The sequence below is a fragment of the Gemmatimonadaceae bacterium genome (genome assembly GCA_020851035.1).
In the GTDB taxonomy this organism is placed as follows: Bacteria; Gemmatimonadota; Gemmatimonadetes; order Gemmatimonadales; family Gemmatimonadaceae; genus JACMLX01.
This window is the reverse complement of the sequence record JADZDM010000025.1, coordinates 136672-152657: the sequence shown is the minus strand read 5'-3', so window position 1 is coordinate 152657 and position 15986 is coordinate 136672. Positions and strand designations below refer to the sequence as shown.

Sequence of the window (15986 nt, the reverse complement as noted above, 5' to 3'; positions counted from 1 at the left end):
CAACATGGAACGCGAAACGAAGTGGGATTCCTCACGGGAGGCAGTGATGTCAACAGGCATCCTGGCACGCCTGGCAGCCCTGCTGCTGAGCTGGGCTCCCCTGCTGTCCGCGCAGACGGCGGCCATCGCCGGTCGCGTGCACGTCATCGGCGACACCGCAGCGTGGCTGGCCGACGTCGAGATCACGCTCGAGCCGGGCGGGCACGCCACGCGCAGTGATTCGAGCGGTGGATTTCGCCTGAGCGGCCTGGCCGCCGGTGAACACGTGCTCCGGCTGCGGCGCCTTGGCGTGGAACCGGCAATGCAGCGCGTCATGCTCGCCGCTGGCCAGTCGCTGCAGCTCACGGTTGCGCTGCAGCCCACCGCGGAACGGATGGCGACGATCACCGTCAGCGGGCAGCAGGTCACCTATCCCGCACGCTTCGCTGATCCATACAAGCGACTGGCGCGCGGCACCGGGCGGTACTTCACGCGGGAGCGCATCGACAGCCTCGGCGTCCTGCAGGTGCTCGACGTCCTCGCGCTGGTCCCCGGTGCACGCGTCACGGATCGTGGCGTGGAGTTCGCGCGCTGTCGTGAGCTCTCCAACGACCAGAAGGTACAGGTCTGGGTCGACGGCAATCGCTGGACGAAGTACAACTTCACACGCACCGGCGACGGGTCCGACGAGAGCCAGAACCCGACCAGTTCGCGTCACCATGCCGTGGAGGGCGGCAACGGGAACAACATCGATGCGGCGACGGTGCTGAAGGACATCACCGTGGCCAGCATCCAGTTGATGGAGGTGTACGTCGGTCCGTCGAAGATTCCGGGGGAGTACCTGGATGATGCGTGCGCGGTGATCCTGATCTGGACGAAGTAGGCGCCTGACGGTCGCCGACCGGGGTTCGAGCGGACGGGGACCCGGAACGCCGCCCGTCCCCCCCCCGACACCGCTCAGTACCGCCAGCTCAGCGTGTCCACATCCGCCGGATGATGCTTCCGGATCTGCGACATGATCCGAGGGATGAACATCTGGTGATACCGCAGCCGCGACTCGGCATTCGGCCGCGTGGGATCGCCGTTCCAGCAATGCTCGGCGCGGTCGCCGTATGCGAACTCCACCTCGGCCAGCGGGTTCTGCAGCGCCGCGAAGTCGCGCTGCGCGAGGTAGACGGCGTTCTGCAGGTAGTAGTTGTCCATGTCGCCGACGTAGATGTGCAGCTTTCCACGCAACACCGGGCCGAGCGTGTTCCAGTCACGCTTCACGATGTGCGTGAGGTCGAAGTGCTCGCGCCAGTAGTCGGCCACGCTGCGGTCGATGCGGCCGGTCTGGCGGTCCCAGATGGGCTTCGGGTAGCCGTCGGCGCCGAGCGGGGAGAAGGTGGCCTGCCAGATGTCCCACTGGCCGCCGGAGCGTCCCTTACTGGCCACCGCCATCTCGTGCTGCGCGATCTCCTGCAGGGTGGCGGTCGGACGGCCGAGGTAGTCCTGCTGGCCGCTGCGCGCCGTGCGCTTCCAGCGGCTGTCGAGCATGTACGCGTTGGTGTCGGCGTAGAGGTTGACGACGGTGTAGGCTCGGAAGTCGATCGGGTCGGGACAGGCCGCCCACGCGCCATTGAACTCGGTCGGATAGAACACCTGCGACGCCATCGCCTCCCAGCCCCCGGTGCTGCCGCCGTACGTGAAGCGCGCGTAGCCCTGGCCGATGCCGCGGTACTTCCGCTCGATGAATGGGATGAGTTCGCGCACGATCGCATCACCGTACGGCCCCTGTGCGGCGCTGTTCACGGCGTAGCTGTCGTCGTAGTACGGCGTGGGATGCTGGATCTCGATCATGAGGACGCGCGGGAATCCCGGCGCGGTCCAGTCCTTGTAGAACTGGTGTGCGAGCTGCTGCTGGATGCGGTTGTAGCCGGTGAGCCGGAAGCGATCGCTGTAGTCGGGCTTCAGCGTCGTGTCCGGTGGCTCGGGGCGGAAGCCGCCCAGGTCGGCCGGGAAATGGCCGTGGTACACCACCAGCGGATAGCGCGCCTCGGGATGCGTGTCGAATCCCTCGGGCAGCAGCACATGCGCGCCGATGTAGACATCGGTGCCCCAGAACTTCGACAGCAGCTCACTGCGGATGCGCTCGTGGCGCACGTACTTCGTGTCCTTCGGCGGCGTGATCTCGGGGATCACCTGGTCGAGCGTGAGTGGCACGACGCTGCGGCCATTCCATGTCACCCAGCGTGGTGTGCTGTAGCGGTTGCCGGGCTTGGTGTTCCACTGCTGCCCTTCACCGCGATCCGGCGGCAGCGACACGACATGCCCGTCGGCGCGGCGATAGGTCTGGTACACGTTGAACACCGCCTGCACCCAGTAGCGACCCGGCGGCACGGCGCGCAGCGACGGCAGCGGGTAGCCGTTCGCGCGGACGTCGATGGTGCGCGCGGAACCGCGTGCCCAGCCGGTCACGTCGCTGCCGAAGAGCAGCTGGGTCCGCGGGCCGTCGCTGATCTGGAAGCGCGGCTCGGCGGTGGAGTCGGTGCTGATCATCAGCAGCAGCCGGCCATCCATGGGCGTTGCCGCACCGCTGGCGAGGGTCACGCGGACCTGTGCGGTCAGCGGCGACAGCGCCAGCGCGCTGATGGCGAACGAACGGGCGAGCAGCAGGCGGATCGGCAACATGGGCATCACGGATGCGGGGCGGCGAACGGCTCTCGTGACAAGAGTACGTCCGGCGCACGGCAGCGCGAGGGTCGGTGGCGGGAGGGTCGGTGGCGGGAGGTGGCCGTCGCCGCAGCGACACTCCCACCGAGTGCCCCGCGTCAGAAGGTCAGCCGCACCGCCAGTCCGGAACCGCTCACCCCCGCCACCGGCAGGATCGGCGCAATCGAGGCACCCACCGGCGCCCGTCGTGCGGCGTCCCGCTGCGCCGTGCGATACGCGCTGTGTCGCAGCAGGCCGCGGGTGGAGAAGTATGCGCTCATCCCCGCCGCCAGCAGCGACGCCGTCACCGCCGGTCGCGGCGCCGCGCGATCGAAGGCGCCAGCGACCACCAGGCCGAGGCTGGCCGCGCTCACCCCGAACCCGGCGATGTTGCTCAGGCCGCGGTGCCCATCGGCGTTGCCGCGCGTGGACCAGAGCGACGTGGCGATGCTGCCACCGATCGCCGCGGCTGAACCGATCACGTACGCTGAGCCACGATCGTTCTGGATGGCCGGCCCGACATCCGGCGTCGGCCCCATGTACGGCACCTGGATGCGCGCGGCCTCGGCCAGCGTCAGGCCGTTGTCCGACAACCAGTGCACGAACGCCGTGTCACCCGCGAGCTGCGGCACCCACACGTTGTTGTCCGCCGCGGCCACGCGATCGACGATGTCACGGCGCCCGGTGGAGGCGAGCAGGTGCGCGACGGCGCAGAGGACGCCGGTCTTCCGGTCGATGAAGTACGGCGTCGGCCGATCCGGGAAGTCGTAGTTGTGCGGGAAGGCACCGGCATCGCGATACGCGCGCAGGGTACCGAGCAGCCGGTCGCGACTGGCCCGCTGCGCCGGCGAGCGTGCCGAGAGGTCGTGCGACGGCAGCTCGGTGAGCACACTGTCGAAGTGGGCGCGGATCCGCTGCACCTCGACGGCGCGAGCGTCCGGGGCCGGCGCATCCGGCGGCGACAGCGGGCCGGCAGCGCCGTCCAGGAGCAATGCCCCGACGAGTGCGAGGATCGGCGAGAAGCTGACGAACGGACTCGACATGAGTGCCCCGGGTGTGCGAGGTGGCGGCGGACTGGTACGAGGTGACGGAGCGCCTACCACGCGTCCCGTGGCTCGGTCACAGCGGCCCTTCCGGATCCCCGTCCCCTTGAACTCCCTCGCGTTCAAGATCCCCGTCCCCTTGAACGGGGCGGCGCCTACCCCACCGGCAGCGCCAGCACATCCCACGCGTGCAGCTGCTCCAGCGTGGCGTTGCCACCGCACAGGATGGTGCCCACGCGCTCCCCATAGGTGCCGTGCGGCGCCGACACGAGCACGGCGACGCCCACCGCGCCCGCCGGCTCGACGACCAGGCCCAGGTGGGACAGCAACCCACGCATCGCTGCCGTGATGGCCCCCTCCTCCACCGCCACCAGGTCGTCGAACAGGCCGCGCAGGTCGTCCACGGCCTCCTCCACCGGCACCCGCACCGCGATGCCGTCCGCGATGGTCTGCACCGGCACGGTGTGGTCCACCTGGATGCCCGTCAGCGCCCGCAGCATGCTTGGCGCACCCGCCGCCACCACGCCCACGATGCGGGTGGCGGGCGACACATGCTTCATCCACGTCGCCACGCCGGCCAGCAGCGCGCCGTTGCCGAGCGGCACCAGCAGCGTGTCGAGCGTGGTGGCGTTCGCGATCTCGACACCGATGCTGCCCGCCCCCTCGGTGATCGCGAGCGCCTTGCCATCCTCCACGAACTCGATGCCGTGCTCGCGCGCGTAGTCGCGCGCGGCGTCCTTGGCGGCATCGAAGTCGGCGCCGCGCTGAATGACGTTCGCGCCCAGCGCGCGCATCCGCGCGACCTTCAGCGGGCTGGCGTGCACCGACGCGAACATGGTGCAGTGGGCACCCGCCTCGCGTGCGGCATACGCCAGGGCCTGGCCGAAGTTGCCGGCCGACGCGGCGCACACCGCATCCGTGGAGTGGCGCTGCCGCATGAACCAGTCGCCGCCGCGTCCCTTGAACGACCGCAGCGGTCCGAGCGTCTCGACCTTCGCCATCACCCGCGCGCCGAGCCAGGCATCGACATCGTCGTGCCGCACCAGCGGCGTGTGGGTGAAGACGGGACTGATCCCAGCGGCCGCACGGGCGATGCCCTCCGGCGTGAGCCGGCGTGCCTCGACGAGGCTCACCGGAAGTTGCCGAACTGCAGCTCGACCCCGAAGTCCTCCTTGCGCAGCAGGGCGATGGCCTCCTGCAGGTCGTCCCGCGAGGGCGACGTCACGCGCACCTGGTCCCCCTGGATCGCGGCCTGCACCTTCTTGAGCTTCGCGGCCTTGATCGCGGCGGCGACCTTCTTCGCGGTGTCGCCGTCGAGGTTCATCTTCAGGTTGATGGTGCGCATCAGCGTGTCGCCGCCCATCGGCTTGACGTCGCCGACGTCGAGGTTCTTCACCGGCACGCCGCGCTTGATGAGCTTCGCCTGCAGCACATCGAACATCGACTCCATGTGCATGTCGCTGTTGCTCTTGAGCTCGATCTTCGACTCGGCGCGGCTGAACTCGATCTCGGCCATCACGCCCTTGAAGTCGTAGCGCTGTCCCACCTCCTTCTTCGCCTGGTTGACGGCGTTGTCGACCTCCTGCAGGTCGACGCTGGTGGTGACGTCGAATGAATTGGTTTCGGCCATGTGGGTGCCCATCCGGGGTCGTGGTGTGACGGTGCCCCCGCCGTGCGGGGCAGGACACAAAGATACGGAAATCGCAGCGTGTACGCGGCGGCGCGTCCGCAGTAGACTACCGGCTCCGGCCCGTCGCCGTACCCACCTGCCACTCCACCGCACCGATGGCCGAGTCACCGCTGGCCGAGTCACCGCTGGCCGCACCACCGACACCCGGGAAGCTCGTGCTGGTGGGGATGGGCCTGATCGGCGCCTCCATCGCGCTCGCCGCACGTGCGAGCGGCGCGGCGCACACGATCGTCGCGCTCGACAGCTCGGACGCGGTGATGGCGCGCGTCAGGGCGCTGGACCTGGCCGACGTGGCCGACGGCGACATCGCCGCGGCCCTGCACCGCGCGGACCTGGTCATCCTCTGCGTGCCCGTGGGCGCCAGCGGTGCCGCCGCGGCGGCGATCGCCCCATACCTCGAGGCCGGCACGGTCGTGTCGGACACCGGGTCGGTGAAGTCGTCGGTGGTGGCGCAGGTGACGCCGCACCTGCCCCCGGGTGTGGCCTTCGTCCCGGCCCACCCGATCGCCGGCACCGAGTTCTCCGGGCCCGACGCCGGCCTGGCCACCCTGTTCCGGAACCGCTGGTGCATCCTCACGCCCGCTGACGGCGCGGAGGAGGGTGCGGTGGCACTGGTCGCCGGGTTCTGGCACCGACTCGGCGCGCGCGTCGCGACCATGGCACCGGAGCATCACGACCGCGTGCTGGCCCTCACCAGCCACCTGCCGCACATGATCGCCTACAACATCGTGGGCACCGCCGACGACTTCGGCGACGAGACGCGTTCCGAGGTGATCAAGTTCTCGGCCTCGGGGTTCCGCGACTTCACGCGCATCGCGTCGTCGGACCCGGTGATGTGGCGGGACATCTTCCTGCACAACCGGGACGCCGTGCTGGAGATGCTCGAGCGCTTCACCAGCGACCTCGACGCGCTGCAGGGGATGATCCGGACCGGCGACGGCGACGGCCTGTTCGCCTTCTTCAGCCGCACGCGCGCCATCCGTCGGTCGATCGTCGAGCAGGGGCAGGACACCTCGGCCGCCGACTTCGGGCGGCAGGGGCCGGCCGGCGGCTGAGCCGCCCTCCGCGCACCGCGGCCTGCGGCGCCGCGCGCGTCACGACACGTAGAAGCTCTCGAGTGCGCGGGCGTTGCTCACGTGGCGCAGCCGGCTGAGCGCCTTCTCCTTGATCTGGCGCACCCGCTCCCGGGTGATGCCGAGCTTGAGCCCGATCTCCTCGAGTGTGAGCGGCTCGGCTTCGTCGAGGCCGAAGTACATGCGGAGGATGCGCGCCTCACGTTCCTTGAGGCGGCCGAGCGAGGCGACCACGGTCTCCAGCATCGCCTTCTCGTGCATCTCCTCCTCGGGGGACAGGTGCTCCGTGTCGGCGAGGTAGTCGCTGAGGCGGTTGTCCTCGCCGGGGGTGACGGGCGAGTCGAGGGAGATGTGGCCCTGCGCGATGCCCATCGTGAGCGACACCTCGTCGAGCGGCAGCGACATGTCCTTCGCGATCTCGTCGTGCGTGGCCTCGCGACCCAGCTCCTGGACCATGGCGCTGGCCCGCTTGCCGATGCGGTGCAGCGCGCCGGCGCGGTTCAGCGGCACGCGCACGATCCGGCTCTGCTCGGCCAGCGCCTGCAGGATGGCCTGCCGGATCCACCAGACGGCGTAGGAGATGAACTTGATCTCCTTGGTCTCGTCGAACTTCTGCGCGGCGCGGATCAGGCCGAGGTTGCCCTCGTTGATCAGGTCGGAGAGCGAGACGCCCTGGTTCTGGTACTTCTTGGCAACCGACACCACGAAGCGCAGGTTCGAGCGCACGAGGGTGTCGAGCGCCTCGCGGTCGCCGGTGCGGATGGCGCGCGCCAGTTCCGCCTCCCGCTCGCGGGTGATGAGCGGGTAGCGACTGATGTCCTTGAGGTACTGGTCCAGCGAGCCTTCGTCGGAGGCGAGCTTGGTACGGCGGGACACCGGCATGTGACACAACTCCTTGGCACGACGAGGATGGCACGGCGCGCGGAGGGGAGGGAGTCCGCGAGACCGTGTGTCGTTCACTGCGTCAGGCGTGCGGCCTGACGATCACCGCACGAGTTCCCCGATGCGGTGCCACCGGACGCGCGAGAGCCACGAGCCGTGTGCGACGGAATCAGGGACGATGCTGTAGTACACGAGCAGGGGCTGGCCGAGCAGCAGCGAATCGGAGACGAAGCCCCAGTAGCGGCTGTCGGAGGAATTGTCGCGGTTGTCGCCGAGCATGAAGTAGTTGTGCTGCGGCACGACGAGCGGGCCCCAGGTGTTGCGCGTGGGGTGGGCGCCGGGCGAGGCGTGGGCCGCCGGCAGCAGGGCGCGGCGCAGCCAGTCGAACTCGACCGCCATCGGGTCGGCCACGCCCGGGATCCGGCGCGTGAACTGTTCGCGCTGCGCGACGCCGTTGACCAGCAGCCGCCCGTGGCGCATGGCGATCGTGTCGCCAGGCAGGCCGACGAGGCGCTTGACGAAGGCCTTCGAGTGATCGAGCGGCCACTTGAACACGATCAGCTCCCCGCGCTGCGGCACCCGCACCGGCGGGAGCCGGGTGGCGGCGAACGGCACCTCGGCGCCGTAGGCGAGCTTGTTCACGAAGAGGATGTCACCGACCAGCAGCGTCCCTTCCATGCTGCTCGACGGGATGCGGAAGATGTCGATGAGGAAGGTGCGGACGATCAGGATGAGCAGGACCGTCACGCTGAAGGACTTCGCCCACTCCCACGCCCAGGCAAGCCCGCGCCGGTTCACGCGGCGCAGGGCGTCGCGACGCTCCGCCTCGGAGATCGCGCGCGGTGGTGCCTGACTTGGCGTGTTCAGGTCCATGACGGCTTGCGGGACGGGGGTCCGGCGGATGGTGACTCGGAGCCGGCGGCGCATGTGCCATGCGTCTGCGTCCGACTTCCAGCGAAAAAAGCAACCCTGCTCCGCGACAGGCCGCAAGTCAGGCGCCGGGCGCGCACCGGTCCGGGGATCGCTCCAGCATACGACCGGCCCCCGGACCGGCACACACCCGAGTATCGCAGGGCAGCGCGAAATCCTGCACCGCCCTGCGCACGCGGGTCAGTAGTTGTCGATCTGCGCGCGCTGCAGGCGCCCGGAGTAGTCCACATACCCGACCTTCGTCTCGGAGTAGAAGTCGTACACTTCCCACCCCCCTTCCCGGTGCCCGTTCCCGGTCTGCTTCACCCCGCCGAACGGCATGTGCGCCTCGGCGCCGATGGTGGGGGCGTTGACGTAGGTGATGCCGTTGTCCAACTCGTTCAGGGCGCGGAAGGCCAGGGTCACGTTCGACGTGTAAAGTGACGACGACAGCCCGTACTTCACCCCGTTGTTGACGCGGAAGGCCTCGTCGGCGTCATCGACGCGGATGACGCTCAGGACCGGCCCGAAGATCTCCTCCTGCTCGAGCCGGTCGCCCTGCTTCACGCCGGCGAAGATCGTGGGCTCGAAGAAGAACCCGTTGTCCAGCGCCCCGCCGGTGGCGGCCCGGCCTCCCGTGACGAGGGTGTTCCCCGCGGCCTTCCCGATCTCGACATAGCGCTCGACCTTGGCGCGGGAATCGGCGTGAATGAGCGGCCCCACGTCGGTGCCGGCCTTGCGGCCGTCGCCCAGGCGCAGCTTCGAGGCCGCCGCGGCGAGGCGGTCGAGGAAGGCGTCGTGAATCCCGGATTGCAGGATCAGGCGTGAGGTGGCCGTGCAGCGCTGCCCGGTGGTCCCGAACGCACCCCAGAGCACCCCCTCGAGGGCCAGGTCGAGGTTGGCGTCGTCGAGGACGATCTGGGCGTTCTTGCCGCCCATCTCCAGCGAGAGGCGCTTGTGCATCCGGCCACAGGTCTCGCCCACGAGGGACCCCGTCTCGGTGGAGCCCGTGAATGAGATGACCGGCACGTCCGGATGCGAGACGAGGGCGGAGCCGACCTCCTCGCCGAGGCCGTGGACGAGCTGCACCGCCTCCGGGTGAACACCGGCCTCGAGCAGGATCTCCACCAGCACCGCGACGGTGTGCGGCACGTCCTCGGCCGGCTTGAAGATCACCGAGTTGCCGCAGAGCAGCGCCGGGAAGCTCTTCCAGGTGGGGATCGCCAGCGGGAAGTTGAACGGGGTGACGAGGCCGCAGACGCCGATCGGGCGGCGGAAGCTCATGGCCCACTTGTTGGCCAGCTCGCTCGGCACCGTGTGGCCGAAGAGCTGCCGCCCCATGGTGCCGGCGTAATAGGCCGTGTCGATGCCCTCCTGCACATCGCCGCGGGTCTCGGCCAGCGGCTTGCCCATCTCGCGGGTCATCAGGTCGGCCAGCTCTTCCTTGCGGGCGGTGAGCAGGTCTCCCACGCGGCGCAGGACGTCACCCCGGGCGGGTGCCGGCACCAGCTTCCAGGCGGCGAAGCCCTTCACGGCGCTGGCGACAGCCCGGTCGATGTCCGCCGGCGCGGATCGCGGGAAACGGCCGATGAGGTCAGTCGTGTCGGCGGGATTGCGGTTCTCGAACCAGGCGCCGGTGGACGGCGCGACCCACTGGCCGGCGATGTAATTCTGGAAATCGGTCATGGAGGCACTGGGATGGAAGGTCCCGGGCCGGGCAGTCGTCGCCGGCACGGCAGGCTCAAAGATAGCCGAACACCCATCGCCACCCGTCGCCCCTCAGCCCACCGCCCACCGCCCCCCGCCCCAGCGCCCCGCGCCCCGCGCCCCGGTCCGGCGACTGCCGGTTCCGGGCGATGCGCCGGCGCCGCTCAGCCGACGGCCCGGAGGAGCGGCGCCGTGAGCCACCGGAGTTGCACCCGCTGCGACCCGTGCGCGTCGAAGTTCCCCGGTGCCAGCCACTGCTCGAACGCGGCGCGCACCGCCGGCCACTCGTCGTCGGTGATCGAGAACCAGGCCGTGTCGCGACTGCGGCCCTTGTAGACGATCGCCTTGCGGAAGACCCCCTCGAACGAGAACCCGAGCCGCTGCGCGGCGGCGCGCGACGGCGCGTTGAGCGCGTCGCACTTCCACTCGTAGCGCCGGTAGCCCAGCTCGAAGACGTGGCGCATCATGAGGTACATCGCCTCGGTGGCGATCGGGGTGCGCTGCAGCGCCGGCGAGAAGTTGATGTGGCCCACCTCGATGCAGCCGTGGGCCGGTGTGATCCGCAGGTAGCTCGCAACACCGACCGCCGCGCCGCTGGCGCGGTCGATGATGGCGTGGCAGAGCGGGTCGAGCCCGAGGAGGTTGTCGGCGAGGTACGCCGCGTACGCCTCGCGCGAGGCCGGGGGCTCGGCGAACAGGTACGTCCAGGCACTGCCGTCGCCGCGGGCGTTGGCCTCGTACAGCGCATCGCAGTGCGCCTCGATGTCGAGCGGCTCGAGGTCGCATCGCGTGCCGCGGATGGGGGTGCGCTCCGGCGCGGGCGGCGGCGCCCAGTTCAGGACGGCATCACCGATGGCCTGGCCGTACCGGTTCACGCGTGCCATCAGGTGGCGGCCATGCCGGCGCGCACCAGGCCGTAGCGCTCGATCTTCTTGTACAGGTTGGAGCGCGGCATGTCGAGGGCGCGGGCCGTCTCACTCACATTCCAGTCGTGCTCACGGAGCTTCACGCGCAGGAACGCCTCCTCGGCGGCCAGCTTGAAGTCCTCGAAGCTCTTGCACTGCATGAGCGCCCCGAGGCCGGCGGTGTCGGCGCTGGGGCGGCCGACGAGGCGGTGCACGTCGGCCACGGTGATGCCGTCGCCGCCGGCGAGGATCAGCAGCCGCTCGACCGTGTTGCGCAGCTCGCGGACGTTGCCGCTCCAGTCGAGTTCCGTGAGCGCGGCAATGGCCTCGGGGGCGAAGCGCCGTGGGGCGATGCCGTCGCGCTGCGCCATCTGCTGCACGAAGAACGCGATCAGCAGCGGGATGTCCTCGCGCCGCTCGCGCAGGGCCGGCACGCTGATGGGCACGACGTTCAGCCGGTAGAACAGGTCCTCGCGGAACCGGCCCTCGGCGATCTCGTGCTCGAGTTCCTTGTTGGTGGCGGCGAGCACGCGGACGTCGACCTGGACCGGCTTGGAGCCGCCGATGCGGGTGACGACGCCGTCCTGCAGCACGCGGAGCACCTTGGCCTGCGCGGCGAGCGACATGTCGCCGATCTCGTCGAGGAACAACGTGCCGCCGTCGGCCTGCTCGAACTTGCCGGGGCGGTCGGCGATGGCGCCGGTGAACGAGCCCCGCATGTGTCCGAAGAGCTCACTCTCGATGAGTTCCCCGGGAATGGCCGCGCAGTTGACCTCGACGAACGGCTTCTTCGCACGGGCCGAGCCGCGGTGCACGGCGCGGGCGACGAGTTCCTTGCCGGTGCCGTTCTCGCCCGTGATGAGCACGCGTGCCGGGGTGGCGGCGACCTTGTCCACCCGCTCGAGCAGTGCGGTGATGGCGTGGCTCTGCCCCACGATCTCGCGGCGCGCATCGAGCTGCTCGAGGAGGGTGGCGTTCTCCTCGACGAGGTCGAGGTGGCGAAGCGCGTTGCGCAGCAGCACGAGGATCCGATCGGTGTCGAGCGGCTTCTCCATCACGTCGTAGGCGCCGGCCTGCGTGGCCTCGACCGCCGTGGCGAGCGTGGCATGGCCGCTGATCATGACGACGAGGGCACGCGAGTCCCGGGCCCGGAGTGCACGCAGGACGTCGAGGCCGTCCATGCCGGCCATCTTCACGTCGCTGAAGACGAGGTGCGGCCGGAAGCGGTCGTACTCGGTCAGGCCATCGGCGCCGTTGCTGACGGTGCGCACCTCGTAGCCCTCGTACTCGAGGAGCTGGCCGAGGGCGGAGCGGATGGGGGCTTCATCATCGATGACGAGAATGCGACGGTTCACGGTGTGGCGCGGTAGATCGTGATGCGCCCCTGGGCGACGCGGATGTCACCCACGCCGGCGGGCAGCCGGATGGCCATGGCGGCGGGATCGATGCCGGGGGCCGGGGGGCGGCGGTTCAGCGAGGAGACGAGCTTCGGCACGACGGGCGCCGGGATCGGGAAGTCGCCGATCTTCACGCGCGTGAGCCTGAACTGCGCTACCCCGGGGGTGCCACCGGGTTCGAGTGATCCGCCGAGGGTGAGCCGTTCGCGATCACCGACCATCGAGGCGAGCGGACCGAGGACGGCGCGGCCGCCGAGGTCGCCCAGCCGGACGGTGGCGCGGATCTGGAATTCACTGCCGACGGCGCGGACCTGCACGCTGTCGGCGCTGGCGGGGAGCTGTGCGCCAAGCGAGTCCAGGACGGCGGCGGCGAAGTCGGCGGCCGTCATGCTGACGTAGGCGGGGCCGTTCTTCCGGGCGATGCGATCGAGCGCGCGTCGCCCCTTGTCGGCATCGACGAAGGAGAGAGCCTTCCAGCCGGTGTCGGCGGGTGCGCCGCTGGAGTCTGCGGCGGTGCCCGGCGCGCGCCCCCCGTCACCCAAGGCCTGCCGGACCCGCGGCAGCCACAGGTCGCGGGTGGCGAACGCCGCGACCGCGACGACCGCGAGGATCACGAGGCTGATGAAGCGACGCAGGCAGCCAAACACGTCAGACGGCTCCGGGAACGGGGATGCGGGATGCATGCGGTGACCTGGCCGGGCCACCGGGACGGCGAAACGTAAGGCGCGGTGGTGATGGCAGGCAGCGGGGTGGCTCACGGGCCACCACCGCCCTGGTCTCAGCGCGGGCGGTTGGCGTCCCGTTCGAGTGCGGCGTCGATGCCGTCGAGGAGTTCGCGCGTGACGAACGGCTTCTGCACGAAGACGGGGCGCGTGTCACCCGAGGCCGGTGCGGCGAGCGACTGTGCGGAGTAGCCGCTGGCGAGGACGATCGGCACCGTGTTGCCGCGCCGGCGGAGTTCGGCGACGACCTCGGTGCCGCTCATGCGCGGCATGGTCACGTCGAGCACGATGGCGGTGATGACGGCCTGGTGTTCCTCGAACAGCCGCAGCGCCTCGGCGCCATCGGCCGCCTCGATGACCCGGTAGCCGCTGCGCACGAGCATGCGCCGCGCGACTTCGCGCACGGTGTCCTCGTCGTCGACGACGAGGATGGTGCCGGTGCGCGCAATGCCGATGACGGAGCGCGGGGTGCGGCTGGACGGGATCTGTTTGTCGACGGTCGGGAAGAGCACGCGGAAGACGGTGCCGTCGCCGGGGGTGCTGTGCACGTGGACGGCCCCGCGATGGCCGCGCACGATGCCGAGGGTGGCCGCGAGGCCGAGCCCGCGCCCGGTGAACTTCGTGGTGTAGAACGGCTCGAAGATGCGCGGCAGGGTGTCGGCATCCATGCCGACGCCGGTGTCGGCCACCTCGACGAACACGAACGCGCCGGGTTCGACGCCGTCGGCCGCGAGGCAGGCAGCGAGGTACGCCGCATCGGCGTGCATCATGCCGGTGCGGAGCACGATGCCGCCGTTCTGGTCCTGGAGCGCGTCGGAGGCGTTGGTGAGCAGGTTCATGATGACCTGGCGCACCTGGGTGTTGTCGGCGTCGATCAGGGGCAGGTCGTCGGCGAGCCCGAGGGAGAGGGTGGCGCGCTTGGAGATGGCGGACTGCAGGAGCGTGGACATCTCGCGCACGGCCTTCGAGAGATCGAGCGGCTGCACGTTGAAGCGCCCCTTCCCGGCGTAGGCCAGCAGCTGCATGGTGAGCTCGGCGGCGCGCCGCGCGGCCGTCTCGATGTCGGTCAGCAGCTCTTCGGTGGCGGTGCCGGGTTCGAGGTCCTCGCGGGCGAGGCTGGCGTTGCCGAGGATGCCGACGAGCAGGTTGTTGAAGTCGTGGGCGATGCCGCCGGCGAGGACGCCCAGGCTCTCGAGCTTCTGGGCGTGCTGCATCTGCGTCTCGAGCCGGCGGCGGTCCTCGGCGGCCGCCTTGGCGGCGGAGATGTCCTCGACGGTGCCGACGAAGCCGGTGACGTTGTTGCCGTCCTTGTGTGCCGCGGTGCGTTCGCAGACCCAGCGGGTGGAGCCGTCGGGGCGGACGACGCGGTACTCGATGCTCAGTTCCCCGCCCTCGCGCACGGCGCGTTGCCAGGCCTGGGCGACGCGTTGCCGGTCGTCGGGATGGGCGGCATCGAGGAAGCCGCGTCCGAGCAGCGAGTCGGCGGGGGCCCCCCAGAGGTCGTGCATGCGCGGGGTGGCGAACGTGCAGTTCCCGTCGGCATCGGTGAGGAAGATGCCGAGCGGCGACGCCATGGTGAGCGTGCGGAAGCGGTCCTCGCTGGTGCGGAGGGCGAGTTCGGCCTGCTTGCGGAGGGCGATGTCGGTGTGGGTGCCGACCATGCGCACGGGGCGGTCGTGCTGGTCGCGCTCGACGACGGTGCCGCGGGTGAGCACCCAGCGCCACTGGTTGTCGACGGTGCGCAGGCGCACCTCGAGGGCGTAGGTGTCGGTGCGGCCGTCGAAGTGGTCCTTGAGCGCCTGCTCGCAGCGCGGCAGGTCCTGCGGGTGGAGCAGGTCGAGGAAGGTGTCGATGTGTGGCGGCAGTGCGTGCTCGGGAAAGCCGAGCATCGCGTACCAGCGCGGGGCGTAGTAGCAGTAGCCGGTGGGGACGTGCCAGTCCCAGAGGCCATCCCACACGGCGTTCATCGCGAGGCGCAGCCGCTCCTCGCGCGCGCGCAGGGCCACCTCCTGTCCCTTCTGCGACGTGACGTCGCGTTCCACGGCCACCCACTGCAGGTAGTTCCCCACGGGGGACTGCACGGGAATGACGTCGATGTCGAGCCAGAGGGGCTCACCCTGCCGCGTGTAGTGCAGGAGCTCCTCGCGGATGCGCGTGCGATCGCGGACGGCGTCATCGATGCGGGCGGAGGCCTCGCGATCGGAGTCGGGGCCGCGGAGCATGGAGGGTGCGCGCCCGAGGACTTCGTCGCGCGAGTACCCGGTGACGCGCTCGAAGGACTGGTTGACGTACACGATGCGCGCGGAGGCGGCGTCGTGTGCAGAGCCGGTGGTGATGAGCACGAGGTCGTTCACGTGTTCCAGCGCGCGCTCGAGCAGTGCGGCATCGAGGGCGTCGCCACGCTGCGGCCGTGCGCGGTCGGGCCACGGGCGGATGCGCAGCAGCAGTCCCGGCACGGGCGGTTCGACGCTGGTGTCGAGGACGACGGGCGCGAGCGAGAGGTGCACGACGAACTTGCCGCGCGACCGGTGCGCCACGGTGGCGGGGCCGTGCCAGGCGGCGCCGTCGAGGAACCCGGGGGGTCGCGTGACGCCGACGTCGGCCGGCGCGGGATCCAGGAGCTCGACGAGCGACATGCCGAGCGCGTCGCCCTCCTGCCAGCCGAGGAGCGCCGTGGCGGCCGCGCTCCAGATGGCGATCTCGCCGTCGAGCGCGGTGACGATGACGGCGTCACCGAGCGACTCGAGTGTGCCGACGAGGGCGCGAAGGGTGGCACCGACGGCCGGCGGCGTTGCGTCGTCCGGGTTGCTGCTGCCGCGGTCCCTGCCCTCCGGGGCGCGCGTCGGCGGCGCCGAGCCGATCGGCGCGGCGTGCGTGTGTCGCGGTGGGGAGGTGCGGGAGTTCGGCATGCGGGATCGTGCGCTCCGGAGGGATCGCGCTTCGGCGACCCTGAGGTCGACTGACGGGCACGCTCTCCAAGGTAATTCT

Annotated in this window: 13 protein-coding genes; 2 read left to right on the top strand and 11 right to left on the bottom strand. The window is 70.3% G+C overall.

Going from position 1 to position 15986, the window contains the following annotated elements; genetic code table 11:
• Nucleotides 1–46 precede the first annotated feature (46 nt).
• Entirely contained in the window at nt 47–862 is an 816-nt protein-coding gene (locus IT355_18020; GenBank protein ID MCC7055176.1) for a carboxypeptidase regulatory-like domain-containing protein, read from the top strand.
• Between the two features lie 74 nt (nt 863–936).
• On the opposite strand, the gene IT355_18015 is transcribed toward IT355_18020, so the two are convergent.
• From IT355_18015 to IT355_18000, 4 genes are all read right to left on the bottom strand, one after another.
• Nucleotides 937–2655, bottom strand: a complete 1719-nt coding sequence (locus IT355_18015) for a hypothetical protein (GenBank protein ID MCC7055175.1) — start codon at nt 2653–2655, stop codon at nt 937–939.
• A 134-nt stretch (nt 2656–2789) separates the two neighbouring features.
• Entirely contained in the window at nt 2790–3713 is a 924-nt protein-coding gene (locus IT355_18010; protein MCC7055174.1) for a hypothetical protein, read from the bottom strand.
• A gap of 155 nt (nt 3714–3868) precedes the next feature.
• A complete protein-coding gene (locus IT355_18005; protein MCC7055173.1) occupies nt 3869–4846 on the bottom strand; it encodes a pyridoxal-phosphate dependent enzyme in 978 nt (325 codons plus the stop codon).
• On the bottom strand, nt 4843–5343 hold the full coding sequence (locus IT355_18000) for a YajQ family cyclic di-GMP-binding protein (GenBank protein ID MCC7055172.1): 501 nt from the start codon (nt 5341–5343) through the stop codon (nt 4843–4845). Before IT355_18000 ends, IT355_18005 begins: the two co-directional genes overlap by 4 nt.
• Before the next feature lie 155 nt (nt 5344–5498).
• Between IT355_18000 and IT355_17995 the strand changes: the two genes are divergently transcribed.
• On the top strand, nt 5499–6458 hold the full coding sequence (locus IT355_17995) for a prephenate/arogenate dehydrogenase family protein (GenBank protein MCC7055171.1): 960 nt from the start codon (nt 5499–5501) through the stop codon (nt 6456–6458).
• 39 nt (nt 6459–6497) lie between these two features.
• On the opposite strand, the gene IT355_17990 is transcribed toward IT355_17995, so the two are convergent.
• The 7 genes from IT355_17990 to IT355_17960 all read right to left on the bottom strand — a co-directional run bounded on the left by IT355_17990 (nt 6498) and on the right by IT355_17960 (nt 15907).
• Nucleotides 6498–7358, bottom strand: a complete 861-nt coding sequence (locus IT355_17990; protein ID MCC7055170.1) for an RNA polymerase sigma factor RpoD/SigA — start codon at nt 7356–7358, stop codon at nt 6498–6500.
• Nucleotides 7359–7460: 102 nt separating this feature from the next.
• Complete coding sequence (lepB, locus tag IT355_17985; GenBank protein MCC7055169.1) at nt 7461–8231, bottom strand: signal peptidase I; 771 nt, start codon at nt 8229–8231, stop codon at nt 7461–7463.
• A gap of 237 nt (nt 8232–8468) precedes the next feature.
• Complete coding sequence (locus tag IT355_17980) at nt 8469–9953, bottom strand: aldehyde dehydrogenase family protein (protein MCC7055168.1); 1485 nt, start codon at nt 9951–9953, stop codon at nt 8469–8471.
• 185 nt (nt 9954–10138) lie between these two features.
• On the bottom strand, nt 10139–10858 hold the full coding sequence (locus tag IT355_17975) for a GNAT family N-acetyltransferase (protein MCC7055167.1): 720 nt from the start codon (nt 10856–10858) through the stop codon (nt 10139–10141).
• A complete protein-coding gene (locus tag IT355_17970) occupies nt 10858–12234 on the bottom strand; it encodes a sigma-54-dependent Fis family transcriptional regulator (GenBank protein MCC7055166.1) in 1377 nt (458 codons plus the stop codon). Before IT355_17970 ends, IT355_17975 begins: the two co-directional genes overlap by 1 nt.
• Nucleotides 12231–12959, bottom strand: a complete 729-nt coding sequence (locus tag IT355_17965; protein MCC7055165.1) for a hypothetical protein — start codon at nt 12957–12959, stop codon at nt 12231–12233. Before IT355_17965 ends, IT355_17970 begins: the two co-directional genes overlap by 4 nt.
• A 95-nt stretch (nt 12960–13054) precedes the next feature.
• Nucleotides 13055–15907, bottom strand: coding sequence for a PAS domain S-box protein (locus tag IT355_17960; protein MCC7055164.1), 2853 nt, complete (start codon nt 15905–15907; stop codon nt 13055–13057).
• Nucleotides 15908–15986: the final 79 nt, after the last annotated feature.

Coding starts and splice junctions, on each gene's coding strand:
- IT355_18020 (MCC7055176.1), top strand. CDS start 47: ATGTCAACAGGCATCCTGGCACGCCTGGCAGCCCTGCTGCTGAGCTGG.
- IT355_18015 (MCC7055175.1), bottom strand. CDS start 2,655: ATGCCCATGTTGCCGATCCGCCTGCTGCTCGCCCGTTCGTTCGCCATC.
- IT355_18010 (MCC7055174.1), bottom strand. CDS start 3,713: ATGTCGAGTCCGTTCGTCAGCTTCTCGCCGATCCTCGCACTCGTCGGG.
- IT355_18000 (MCC7055172.1), bottom strand. CDS start 5,343: ATGGCCGAAACCAATTCATTCGACGTCACCACCAGCGTCGACCTGCAG.
- IT355_17995 (MCC7055171.1), top strand. CDS start 5,499: ATGGCCGAGTCACCGCTGGCCGAGTCACCGCTGGCCGCACCACCGACA.
- IT355_17990 (MCC7055170.1), bottom strand. CDS start 7,358: ATGCCGGTGTCCCGCCGTACCAAGCTCGCCTCCGACGAAGGCTCGCTG.
- lepB (MCC7055169.1), bottom strand. CDS start 8,231: ATGGACCTGAACACGCCAAGTCAGGCACCACCGCGCGCGATCTCCGAG.
- IT355_17980 (MCC7055168.1), bottom strand. CDS start 9,953: ATGACCGATTTCCAGAATTACATCGCCGGCCAGTGGGTCGCGCCGTCC.
- IT355_17975 (MCC7055167.1), bottom strand. CDS start 10,858: ATGGCACGCGTGAACCGGTACGGCCAGGCCATCGGTGATGCCGTCCTG.
- IT355_17965 (MCC7055165.1), bottom strand. CDS start 12,959: ATGCATCCCGCATCCCCGTTCCCGGAGCCGTCTGACGTGTTTGGCTGC.
- IT355_17960 (MCC7055164.1), bottom strand. CDS start 15,907: ATGCCGAACTCCCGCACCTCCCCACCGCGACACACGCACGCCGCGCCG.